11 protein-coding genes are annotated in these 11,487 nt (G+C 43.6%); 2 read left to right on the top strand and 9 right to left on the bottom strand.

Going from position 1 to position 11,487, the window contains the following annotated elements:
- Positions 1-376: 376 nt before the first annotated feature.
- Complete coding sequence (locus HYG89_RS08560; protein ID WP_178867112.1) at positions 377-1,060, bottom strand: M23 family metallopeptidase; 684 nt, start codon at positions 1,058-1,060, stop codon at positions 377-379.
- 106 nt (positions 1,061-1,166) lie between these two features.
- Between HYG89_RS08560 and HYG89_RS08555 the strand changes: the two genes are divergently transcribed.
- On the top strand, positions 1,167-1,607 hold the full coding sequence (locus HYG89_RS08555; RefSeq protein WP_004974242.1) for a DciA family protein: 441 nt from the start codon (positions 1,167-1,169) through the stop codon (positions 1,605-1,607).
- Between the two features lie 97 nt (positions 1,608-1,704).
- Here HYG89_RS08555 and lpxC read toward each other — a convergent pair whose 3' ends face one another.
- From lpxC to gshB, 8 genes are all read right to left on the bottom strand, one after another.
- Complete coding sequence (gene lpxC, locus HYG89_RS08550; protein WP_004974240.1) at positions 1,705-2,607, bottom strand: UDP-3-O-acyl-N-acetylglucosamine deacetylase; 903 nt, start codon at positions 2,605-2,607, stop codon at positions 1,705-1,707.
- A 123-nt stretch (positions 2,608-2,730) separates the two neighbouring features.
- Positions 2,731-3,912 carry a cell division protein FtsZ gene (ftsZ, locus tag HYG89_RS08545; protein WP_004974238.1) on the bottom strand — a complete coding sequence of 394 codons (1,182 nt, stop codon included), beginning with the start codon at positions 3,910-3,912 and terminating at the stop codon, positions 2,731-2,733.
- Positions 3,913-4,071: 159 nt separating this feature from the next.
- Entirely contained in the window at positions 4,072-5,334 is a 1,263-nt protein-coding gene (gene ftsA / locus HYG89_RS08540) for a cell division protein FtsA (RefSeq protein WP_178867110.1), read from the bottom strand.
- A gap of 67 nt (positions 5,335-5,401) precedes the next feature.
- Entirely contained in the window at positions 5,402-6,256 is an 855-nt protein-coding gene (locus HYG89_RS08535; RefSeq protein ID WP_004974235.1) for a cell division protein FtsQ/DivIB, read from the bottom strand.
- Positions 6,257-6,258: 2 nt separating this feature from the next.
- The gene (locus HYG89_RS08530; RefSeq protein ID WP_104852724.1) at positions 6,259-7,188 is read right to left on the bottom strand and encodes a D-alanine--D-alanine ligase; all 930 of its coding nucleotides are present in this window, start codon (positions 7,186-7,188) and stop codon (positions 6,259-6,261) included.
- Between the two features lie 56 nt (positions 7,189-7,244).
- The gene (gene murC / locus HYG89_RS08525; RefSeq protein WP_178867108.1) at positions 7,245-8,693 is read right to left on the bottom strand and encodes a UDP-N-acetylmuramate--L-alanine ligase; all 1,449 of its coding nucleotides are present in this window, start codon (positions 8,691-8,693) and stop codon (positions 7,245-7,247) included.
- A gap of 3 nt (positions 8,694-8,696) precedes the next feature.
- Positions 8,697-9,800, bottom strand: a complete 1,104-nt coding sequence (gene murG, locus HYG89_RS08520) for an undecaprenyldiphospho-muramoylpentapeptide beta-N-acetylglucosaminyltransferase (RefSeq protein ID WP_004974229.1) — start codon at positions 9,798-9,800, stop codon at positions 8,697-8,699.
- Between the two features lie 319 nt (positions 9,801-10,119).
- Positions 10,120-11,064 carry a glutathione synthase gene (gene gshB / locus HYG89_RS08515; RefSeq protein ID WP_004974228.1) on the bottom strand — a complete coding sequence of 315 codons (945 nt, stop codon included), beginning with the start codon at positions 11,062-11,064 and terminating at the stop codon, positions 10,120-10,122.
- 116 nt (positions 11,065-11,180) lie between these two features.
- On the opposite strand from gshB, the gene HYG89_RS08510 reads away from it, so the two are divergent.
- On the top strand, positions 11,181-11,375 hold the full coding sequence (locus HYG89_RS08510; protein WP_167846407.1) for a DUF3565 domain-containing protein: 195 nt from the start codon (positions 11,181-11,183) through the stop codon (positions 11,373-11,375).
- Positions 11,376-11,487: the final 112 nt, after the last annotated feature.

Genomic DNA, 11,487 nt, shown 5'->3' with positions numbered 1-11,487 from the left:
TCGCAAGAGATGCGATGGATGTCTGATTATTTGTAGTCATAAATTTAAGTCCCCACTTGTTTCTAAGTGGGGACTAAATTAAGGCTTATAGGATGAATTCAGAAGGTGTGTTCAGCGGACGCTTACACACATTCTTACAGCAAATAACAAAAAACCGCCAATTTAGGCGGTTTTTTATACAATAAAGCAGATACTGCATGTTATTATTTTTTTAGGTGATAAGTTGATGTCTGAAATGTCTCACTAGATTTTGCTAAAAGCTAAAACGTGAGTATAAAGAAAAGCGACCTTTGCCGCTTTAATTTCATGTTTTAATTTGTAGTTCGCGTGTAGTTTACAGTGAGTGTGGCTAGAGCATGAATTTCTAGCCAAAACATTACGGCAACATTGCTAAATAGGTAGAAGGGTTCTTACGTTGACCATCTTTCACTACTTCATAATGTAAGTGAGGACCTGTACAACGACCTGTACAACCCACGTTGGCAATATGTTCGCCTGCATCTACACGGTCACCCACACGTGCAATTAAACGTGAAGCGTGTGCGTAGCGCGTGATATAACCATTACCGTGGTTAATTTCTACATATTGACCATAACCTGTGCCCCAGCCTGACTTGGTCACAATACCTGGGCCAGTCGCATAAATTGGAGTACCGCTTGGTGCAGCAAGGTCTAAGCCTGAATGGTTTTCAGCACGACCACTCATGACACGACCGCCATAGTTCGAGCTAATACGTGCATTTGGTAATGGATGTGACACTAACCAAGCATAAGGATTTGAAGAAGCAAAACGGGTGTTGGTATTGGTACCGTATTTTTTTGCTAAAGACGCATTGTTTAATTCTGTAGTCTTTTCACGAAGCTTAACGGTCATCTGCGTTTGTGCAGGAACATCAATGTCTTGTGTTTCTGTATAAGAACCTTGTGACAAGGTGCGGGTTAATTGCTCAATACGATCAGTCGATGAATTTTGAGAATCTAACTCAACTAAATCAGCAAATGCGACAGATGCTGCCGAAGCTGCCAGTGAAAACGCTAATAAAATACGGCGCGAATGCATAAAAAAACCTCTTAACTGTTCTTACTTGAAGTTCCTTGTGATCTCTTCCTTGATATCTACTGAAAGGAGCGCATAAGATTAGGGCATAAACATGAAGGAATGATGTATGTCCGAACCTGTGAATCTCTTTCAACAAACAAGAAAACACATAAAAACAGGAAACCTAACGTTTCTCTCAACCCAAGTTGCTGCATGGCAGAAACTTGGCAAACTTATTCAACCTTTACTGCCGCAACCAGAGCAATGGCAGGTGGTTTGTTATCAACAAGGTGTCTTAACCATTACTGGAACGAATCAAGCGATGGTCAGTCAACTTGCTTATTTGCAAAAGCAATACATTACTCAACTGTCACAACTGCATGAACTGAAAGACATACAAAAAATTCAAGTTCGTTTAAGAGTTGAATCTCAAACGCCCCCAAAAAGCGAAAAGCCTTTAAGAACACTTAGTCCAGAAACTCAAGATATGTTACGAGGTGCTGCTGACTTTGTGAGCGACCCTAAGCTTAGCCAAGCTTTGTTACGTTTGGCAAGCAATAAAAAATAATTGTTTGCAGAAAACACCAAAAACTCGTGCTCAAATTTGTGATGAAATTCACATATTATTGTTGTTACATTATAACGTAGTAAGAAAAGACAATGACTTATGTCACATGCACAAAAGTGATCGGGCAAGAATTTATGTCATCAAATGTTACAATTTCATAACTGCTTGGATCGCTCTGAACATTGCGTAATAACTGATTATTTAAGGCATGTCCTGATTTATAACCATCAAACTTGGCAATAATTTGATGTCCAAGCAAGTACAAATCCCCCACAGCATCTAAAATTTTATGCCGTACAAACTCGTCCGAGAAGCGCAAACCTTCTTCATTGACCACGCCTGTATCATCTACCCCAATGGCATTATCTAAACTCGCACCCAAAGCCAAATTATTGGCTTTTAAATAGTCCAAATCTTTCATAAAGCCAAAAGTACGTGCGCCACTGACTTCATAGACAAAGGTTTCTGTAGAAAAATCGATGGTGGCAGACTGATATTCTTTTTTAAAGGCAGGATGATCAAAGTCGATGGTGAAATTGAGCTGAAAACCTTCATGCGGACTGAACACCGCACGTTTATCGTCAATTAAAGCTTCTACAGGTTTTAAAATTTTGATGAACTTTTTCGCAGCATCCTGTTCTTTTAAACCACCCTGCATCAACAAATAAATAAAAGGCCCTGCACTGCCGTCCATAATGGGCACTTCAGAGGCAGACACTTCAATAATCAAGTTATCAATGCCCAACCCTGCAATTGCACTCATAACATGCTCAATAGTGCCAACTTTGGCATTATCCTGAACCAAATTCGAGCACATAAATGCTTCTTGAATCAGCATGGCATCGGCTGGAATATCGACAGGCGGATTTAAATCGATACGACGAAACACAATTCCCCCATCGGCATGATGCGGCACAAAGTTGATCAATACTTTTTGACCACTGTGCAGACCAATACCGCTCGCCTTGACGACACGTTGTAGGGTACGTTGTTTCAGCATGTTCTCAATTCATCTAAATTTTAAAACCGCTATACGTTAGCATATTTAGCCATTGATAAAAAACAAAAAAGGCAGTTTAAAACTGCCTTTTCCCGATCACACAATGAAATTGAGGATCTTGGCTTATTTACGCTGCTGATTTTTCAAATAGTCTTGAATACTCATTGGCGTTGGACGCGCAGAGCCTGATGTTGTTGTCGCACTAATTGCAGGCGCAGTTTCTGCCTGCTGACGCTGAATTGCAGGCACATCATCTTCTTCTACTGCCGCTGTTGGTGCTGCAGAAGTGGTTTGTGTCACGGTGCGTTTTGCAGGCTCTGGTGTATCGCCTGTGTTACGCGCTAAACCAGTAGCAATAACAGTCACGCTAATTTCGTCACGCGCTTCAGGATCAAATACCGTACCGTAGAATACTTGGGTTTGTTCGGTATCTGAAAGTTGATGAATCACGTCCATGATCTCTTCGATTTCACCGAAGGTCACATCATCACCACCCGTTACGTTAATCAACAAGCCTTTGGCATTGGCAATAGTCACGCTATCGAGCAATGGACTACGAATCGCTTGTTCAGCCGCTTGACGCGCACGGTTTTCACCACGACCTGAACCAACACCCATCATCGCATAACCGCGCGTACTCATCGCAGTTTTCAAGTCAGCAAAGTCTAGGTTGATGTGACCTGGACGTACAACCAAATCAAAAATACTGCGTACACCGTTCAACAAAACGTCATCGGCTTTTTTATACGCATCTTTCATTGAAATGTCGCGGTAAACTTTCATTAAACGTTGGTTTGGAATAATGATTAAAGAGTCTACATGCTGTTCTAATGCCGCAATCCCTTTTTCCGCAGAAAGCAAGCGGCGCTTACCTTCAAAGTTAAATGGCGTAGTCACCACACCAACAGTCAAAATGCCCATTTCTTTGGCAATTTCAGCCACAACTGGCGCAGCACCTGTACCTGTACCACCACCCATCCCTGCAGTCACAAACACCATGTCTGTGCCTTCAAGTTGCTGACAAATCAGCTCGCGGCTTTCTTCCGCTGCAGTTTGACCCACTTGAGGATCACCGCCCGCGCCTAAACCACGTGTGCTTTGCTCACCTAGCTGGATTTTGAATTGCGAATTCATGCGATCCAATGCTTGTTTGTCCGTATTGGCACAAACAAATTTTACACCCTGAATATCCGACTCAAGCATGTGCTGCACAGCGTTACCACCTGCACCACCCACACCAAACACAGTGAAACGGGCTTGACCGTTGCTATCGGTTTGATCATCTATAAATTCAAATGAGGCCATGACCTTTAGATTTCCTAATACGTTATTGGCAGTCACTTAAGCCCGTATACTGCCTTGATCTTCATAAAAATTATTTTTAAGAATGCTGTTCAACTTCTGGCTTGTCAAGTACCAGTGATGATCCGTACAACTTCCTAACAATATTCCCAAAAAACTCAACTAAAAAATAGATTTTAACTTTTCGTTCAAGCCAGACCATGCCCGTCCGACACGCCCCCAAACCGATAAGGTTTCAGGGTCTTCATGTTCTACAATCGTGTCTTGAGTATAGTTTTGACTATAAAGCAATAAGCCTGAAGCTGTTGCATATTGTGAACGGCGTAAGGCGGCCTGATGCGGTTCATCGGCATAAACTTGTGAAGGATGATTCCCCAAGTGTGCCGAAACACCCAACATACGACGTACCAAGCTGATCATGCCTTCAATTTGTGAGGCATCACCCGCCAAAACCACACCATGATATAAACCATGAATGGCACCGCTCTTTTCGAGTTCCAGACGAATTTGTGCAAAAATTTCTTCATAACGCGCAATAATAATTTCCGCCAGTTCAATACGGCTAATGGTTTGCGGCCCATCAATGCCCTGAATCTGAATCATGTGATCAGGTTTGACCACTTTCATATCTACACAGCCATACAATAGCTTAATCCGTTCAGCTTCTTCAGTTGTGGTTTGTAACACCGCTGCAATATCGCGGGTGACATGCTCACCACCACGCTGCAAAGTGTGTGCCAAGGCCAAACGTCCATCTAAATAAACTGCAATACTGGTCGTACCTGCGCCAATATCTACCAGACACACACCGTATTCTTTTTCATCTTTAAGCAGACTGGCTTCTGCAGTGGCTAAATTTGACACCACCATTTTTTCGACACCAATATTGGCACCTTTTAAAGCACGGTCTAAATTCTGCATGGTGCTAATAGGCAACATCATCAATTGATAATGCCCCGTCATGCTATGTGCTGACATACGAATTGGGTTTTGTACCCATTCACCCGAATCATCTAAATCGAAACCGAGTGGTACTGCGCTCACCAAATAATGGTCTGAGGTGAGGTGACTGGCTTTGGCCAAGTCCAATGCGCGTACCACTTCACTGGTGGTAATGGTGTGATCACTACTTTCAATAGGTGTGCGACCTGAAGCATAAAAGCTTTTTAGTTCTGCACTAGGAATAGAAATCCATGCCGAATGCACACGGCATTCCGCCATATCTTCTGCTTCTTGCACGGCATTTTTAATTGCAGTAATCACTTTATCGAGACTGACAATTTTTCCCTTACTCATGCCTCGATTACGTGCGGTGGCCATACCAATGACTTGGATATTGTCTGGCGCATGGACCTTAGCAATCAAAACTGAAACTTTGTGCGTCCCAATGTCAATCGCAACAACCGAGGGAACAGCTTCACTCATTTATTCACTACCATTACCAGTATGTTTAATTTATGGCTTAATGCCTCTATTTTTTTAAAGCCCAATATTATGGCTTTGCTCTTATTCCCTCTGCAATGCTTGTGTCATCAATCGTTACAACAAAGTGACCATTTGCAATTTTTGGCGGAATTGAGTTTTTCCATTGAATGGCTAAACCATTGCGATAACGCAAATCGATGGCGGATATTTTAGACCATACAGGTTTCAAATCACTTTGTGCAAGATGCCCCAAGCGCTGCAGCTTACTCATGGTTTGATCTTTATCTACAATAACACGTAGACCTGAATCAAACTGCATAAACCACGTCATACGTTCTGTTAAATATAGTTCTTTTAAACGATCGTTGACGGGTAAGAATAATTGGTTAATTTCATTATAACGACGCATCATCATTTTAGATTGATGCGTTGGCCCGTGTAATAACGGTAAATGTTGATTATTTTGTGGCGTGACCTCGGTAAAGACTTCACCGCTGTCACTGAGCAAACGACCTGTCCCCCAACGTGCAATTGGATGACGCGGCATAACCCGCACACGAATAGCATTCGGCCACGCACGTGAAACCACCACTCGATCTACCCAAGACAACTCCAAAGCGGTATCGCGGATTTGCTCTAGGTCAGAGGTGAAATAGTTCTTGGTCATTACAGGGTTCACATGCGTCATCACTTGGCGGTGTTCCGCATCTGAACGTGTACCCACTACATCTAGCTTGGCAATTTGTGCATCGGTCATGACTTTGTATAGCCCGTACGCACCCACTGCCAACACGAGCACCGCAACGCACAGCATTACCCAACCGCCAAAATGAATCAGCTTTTCTTTGGCTGTTGGCGGTTTGTCATGAATCGAGGTAATCGCTGCCCGTTTACGGCGCAAGGATGCAGGAAGTTGAGCCATATTTAGTGTGCTTCACCTGTAAGGGTTTGTGCCAAAATTGCCACACACAGCTCATCAAAACTATAGCCGACTGCATTTGCCGCTTTCGGAACTAAAGAGTGGCTGGTCATTCCCGGCACGGTATTCACTTCCAATAGCCAGAAATTGCCGTTCTCATCTTGCATGGCATCAATACGACCCCAGCCACTTGCACCCACGGCTTGGAAGGCACGTAATGCCAAAGCTTGTAACTGTTGCTCTTCGGCAGTGCTTAAACCACACGGAATACCGTATTGCACATCATTACGTTGATATTTGGCTTCATAATCATAGAACGCCACATCTTTCGGTGGTTCTAAACGAATAATCGGTAAAGCCTGACCATTTAACAGCACGATGGTAAATTCACGTCCTGTAATCCATTTTTCAGCCATAACAATAGCGTCATGTGCAGTTGCTTTCGCTACAGCATCGGCAAAGTCTTCTACTTTTTCGACTTTGCTCATGCCAATACTTGAACCTTCATGTACAGGCTTGATGATGAGTGGTAAACCCAATTCGACAACCACGTCTTCAATATTGGAATCTTTGCTAACAATACGATATGGCGCAGTTGGCAAGTCAGAACCTTGCCAAATTTGCTTGGTCTTCACTTTGTCCATGCCAATGGCTGAACCTTGCACGCCCGTACCCGTGTATGGAATATTCAACCATTCCAAAACACCTTGAATTTGACCATCTTCACCACCGCGCCCGTGTAACACAATAAAGGCACGATCATAATTGACCAATTCGGTCACGCTACGTGTTTGTGGATCAAATGCTTCTGCATTGACCCCAGAACGTAGCAGTGCTTCGAGTACTGCTTGACCGCTGTCTAGAGAAACCTCACGCTCAGCAGATTTTCCACCCAATAACACGGCAACTTTGCCGAACTTTGAAGCATTTGACACGTTTATATCCTTAAACTTTAAACTGGTCGATCAAATTCAAACATCACAGGTTGTGATTATTTTAAATATAAATGGTTTTGTGCAAGCTCGATTGAAATCGCCCCCACATTACCTGCACCTTGGGTCAATAACAAGTCATTGGCCTGTAACACTTGTTTCACAATATTCGGTAGGTTGCCGTCATTTGGATCGACCAAAATTGGCTCAACCTGACCACGCAAACGAATACTGCGTGCCAAAGTACGGCTATCTGCGCCAACAATTGGTTTTTCACCCGCAGGATAAACATCGAGCAATAACAATTGATCGACTTGTGACAACACTTCCACAAAGTCATCAAAACAGTCACGGGTGCGACTAAAACGGTGTGGTTGGAACAACATCACCAAACGGCGATCAGGATGACTTTGACGCGCAGCTTTAATGGTGGCTTCCACTTCTTTCGGGTGATGTCCGTAGTCATCTACCAATTTCACATTGCCGTCTGCTACCTCAAACTCACCTTGTACTTGGAAACGACGACCGACACCGCTAAAGCCTTCTAAAGCACGGCAAATTGCACCATCAGAAACGCCTTCATCGGTGGCAATTCCAATTGCAGCCAAGGCATTCAATACGTTATGCAGCCCCGGTTGATTCACCGTCACGCGTAACGGTTCGCGGTCTTTACGCAGTACAGTAAAGTGTGTGCGCATGCCGTCTTGATCGACATCAATGGCACGAATATCGTTGTCTTCATTAAAACCATAGGTCAATACAGGGCGCCCGATACGCGGCATGATTTCACGAATATTGGCATCATCACCACACACCACAGCCAAACCGTAGAATGGCAGTTTGTGCAAAAATTGAATAAAGGTATCTTTTAAGGTATCGAAACTACCACCATAGGTGTCCATGTGGTCGGCATCAATATTGGTCACCACAGCCGCCATTGGCTCTAGGAATAAGAACGATGCATCAGATTCATCGGCTTCTGCCACGATATAACGGCTAGCACCCAATGCTGCATTGACCCCAGTACGGTTTAGCAAACCACCAATCACGTAAGTTGGATCCATGTTTTCTTCGGCCAACATACAGGTGATTAAACTGGTAGTAGTGGTTTTACCATGTGTACCCGCGACTGCAATACCATGACGGTAACGCATCAACTCGCCCAGCATTTCAGCACGACGCACCACAGGAATACGGGTGTCAATTGCTGTTTTAATTTCTGGGTTTTCTGGGTCAATTGCAGTAGACACCACCAAAACATTTGCGCCTTTAATATGGTCTGCCGCATGCCCAATATAAACCTTGATGCCGTTTTCTTCTAATTGCGCTGTGGTTTTTGAGGCTTTGATGTCTGAACCCGATACTTTATAGCCCTGGTTTTTCAAGACTTCGGCAATACCACACATCCCCGCGCCACCAATACCCACAAAATGAATGTGTTTGATACGGCGCATTTCAGGCACTTTGATTAATTTTTTCGCTTGATCAGCGGGTGTAGATGGAGACATATTTTACTCGAACAATGCTTGAATAAGACGAACCACGTGCTGAGTTGCATCTGGCTGTGCCTGCTGACGGGCTTTGACCGCCATTTCAGACAACAATTGACGATTCATTAACGGGGTTAATAATGTTGTTAAACTTTCGGGAGTCATACTGGCTTGCGGACAGATTTTTGCTGCACCCAAATCGGCTAAAAATTTGGCATTGGCAGTTTGGTGATCATCCACCGCACTAGGCAATGGTACAAATACTGCTGCAACACCTGCAGTCGCGACCTCGGTTACCGTGAGTGCGCCCGCACGACAAATAATTAAATCGGCATCACTATAGGCTTTGGCCATATCTTCAATAAAAGGCTGTACCTCAACCTGTAAATGGTCAGGCTTGTGTGCATAACGTGCCTGCGTCGCTTCGGCATGGTTTTGCCCACATTGATGATAAACATCTAAAGCGACATTTAGTTGCTTTAACGCTTCAGGTACACATTCATTTAAGGCTTGTGCACCTAGTGAACCACCCACAATTAAAATACGAATTGGCAAGCCTGCTTTTTCACGTTCCTGATAGCGCCATGCAGGGCTTAAGGTCGCAGTGATTTCTTCACGAACAGGGTTGCCTGTGGTGACAATTTTGTTACTGTTTGGAAAGGTATTTGGGAAAGCCTGACACACGGTTTTTGCCACACGTGACAATTGAGTGTTGGTAAAACCCGCAACTGCATTTTGTTCGTGAATCAGCACAGGAATACCCAAAGCACGTGCTGCCAAGCCACCTGGCCCTGCCACATAACCACCAAAACCTGCAACAGCATCAACTTTTAATTGCTTCATGTAACGCACAGCACTGAGCGTTGCGCCTAAAATTTTAAATGGTGCAGCCAGTTTACGGATCAAACCGTTGCCACGTACACCTTGAATATTAATTTGGTAAATTGGGATATTATGATTTTTAAGCAGACGATTTTCCATGCCCGTTGGGGTCGCCAACCATGACACTTGAATCCCTTGTTGCTGTAATTGTTTTGCGACGGCCAAAGCGGGAAAAACATGTCCACCTGTACCTGCGGCCATCATCATGACATGTTTAGGCTGTTGTTGCTGTGCGTCAGTCACGGTTTAATTCTTCAACTCAAAATAAGGCAAATAAAAATCTTGTATAAGCTATCAATTGTAATCACAAACGCATGGGCTTGAAAGGTTATTTACTTTTTTTCACCAAGTGCTTGATTGTTTTTTTCTACAGATTTTCAAGTTTAAACTAGTTTTATTATTAATCTACGGAAAATGTTAAGTTTTATTCAATTTTACCTGCTTTGATTGATCTATTTTGCAAAGTGTTTAAGTTGTTTTTTGTATCCACGTCTCTAAAAACAAGGCCGCTTTCAAATAGAAAACGGCTTTTGTATTGATACAGTGAGCATAAAGCCCAAACTTAGTTGGGACGACCTGCTTCAAGTACGGTAAATAAATCATCGGCAATGGATGTACCAAACTGTGCATCAATTTCACGAATACACGTTGGACTGGTCACGTTGATTTCAGTGACATAGTTGCCAATCACATCTAATCCGACAAAAACCAAGCCTTTTTCACGTAAAAATGGCCCGACTTTGGCGGCAATGGCTTTGTCATTTTCAGTCAATGGACGTGCTTCGCCTAAACCACCTGCAGCTAAGTTGCCACGCACTTCGCCATTTTGTGGAATTCGTGCCAAACAATAAGGCACAGGCTCACCATTAACCATGAGGATGCGTTTATCACCATCTACAATTTCTGGAATATAGCGCTGCGCCATGATTGGCTGAGTGCCGTTGTTGGTCAGAATTTCAATGGTTGAGCCAATATTGACCCCATCTTGGTACAAACGGAAAATTCCCATGCCGCCCATGCCATCGAGCGGTTTAACGATCACATCACCATGTTGCTGAATAAATTCACGAATCAGGCTTTGTTGTGAAGTGACCAATGTCGGAACTTGTAGTTCTGGGAATTGAGTCGCAAACAGCTTTTCATTACAGTCACGCAGGCTTTGCGGCTTGTTGATGATCCATGCGCCTTCGCGTTCAGCTTGCTCTAAAATATATGTGGTATAAACGAAATTCATGTCAAAAGGCGGGTCTTTACGCATGAGAATGACATCATAATCAGCTAAGGATTCTTTGCGTTTTTCGCCCAATTCGTAATAATGGTTATAATCTTCAAAGACTTTGAGCGATGCAATCAGACCAAATGCCTTGCCCTGATCAATATATAAGTCTTGCTGTAATGCATAGCCCAAGGTATGCCCACGACGGCTTGCCGCCCATAACATCGCCATGGTTGAGTCTTTTTTCAAATTGACACTTTCGATGGGATCCATCACAACAAGTACGCGCATATTTCGGTGCTCTTTTGAAGAATTGAATAAGCAAAAGTATAGCGGAGTTTGGCTTTGGTTTTGCTGCAATTTTCGTAACGCTTTATCCACGATCATCATGCACTTAGGAGTATGCGATGCAACAAGCGATTATTGATTTTCATTTAGATGAAGAAAATGATTGGGTCGCAGATTTGGCCTGCGGTCATGGGCAGCATGTGCGGCATAATCCACCGTGGCAAAACCGCCCGTGGGTAATCACAGAGCAAGGGCGCAAGGAAAAGTTGGGGGTGATGCTGGAGTGTAAGAAGTGTGAGGAGGAGACTGAGTGAATACGCTTAGATACTCAGTGTTATTCATACCCCAAATGTCTCCTTTTAAGTCGTGCGTGTATAGCATTCTTCGCTGCCATTAAAGGGCGATCTGGTCTCATCCATGGAACTC

The organism is Acinetobacter sp. SwsAc5, assembly GCF_013391485.1.
In the GTDB taxonomy this organism is placed as follows: Bacteria; Pseudomonadota; Gammaproteobacteria; order Pseudomonadales; family Moraxellaceae; genus Acinetobacter; species Acinetobacter towneri.
This window is presented reverse-complemented; position numbering and strand designations above follow the sequence as displayed.

What these genes read in the sequence shown, in the direction of transcription:
- murC (WP_178867108.1), bottom strand. Translation starts at nt 8,693, where the DNA reads ATGTCTCCATCTACACCCGCTGATCAAGCGAAAAAATTAATCAAAGTG.
- HYG89_RS08555 (WP_004974242.1), top strand. Translation starts at nt 1,167, where the DNA reads ATGTCCGAACCTGTGAATCTCTTTCAACAAACAAGAAAACACATAAAA.
- lpxC (WP_004974240.1), bottom strand. Translation starts at nt 2,607, where the DNA reads ATGCTGAAACAACGTACCCTACAACGTGTCGTCAAGGCGAGCGGTATT.
- ftsA (WP_178867110.1), bottom strand. Translation starts at nt 5,334, where the DNA reads ATGAGTGAAGCTGTTCCCTCGGTTGTTGCGATTGACATTGGGACGCAC.
- HYG89_RS08510 (WP_167846407.1), top strand. Translation starts at nt 11,181, where the DNA reads ATGCAACAAGCGATTATTGATTTTCATTTAGATGAAGAAAATGATTGG.
- HYG89_RS08560 (WP_178867112.1), bottom strand. Translation starts at nt 1,060, where the DNA reads ATGCATTCGCGCCGTATTTTATTAGCGTTTTCACTGGCAGCTTCGGCA.
- ftsZ (WP_004974238.1), bottom strand. Translation starts at nt 3,912, where the DNA reads ATGGCCTCATTTGAATTTATAGATGATCAAACCGATAGCAACGGTCAA.
- gshB (WP_004974228.1), bottom strand. Translation starts at nt 11,064, where the DNA reads ATGCGCGTACTTGTTGTGATGGATCCCATCGAAAGTGTCAATTTGAAA.
- HYG89_RS08535 (WP_004974235.1), bottom strand. Translation starts at nt 6,256, where the DNA reads ATGGCTCAACTTCCTGCATCCTTGCGCCGTAAACGGGCAGCGATTACC.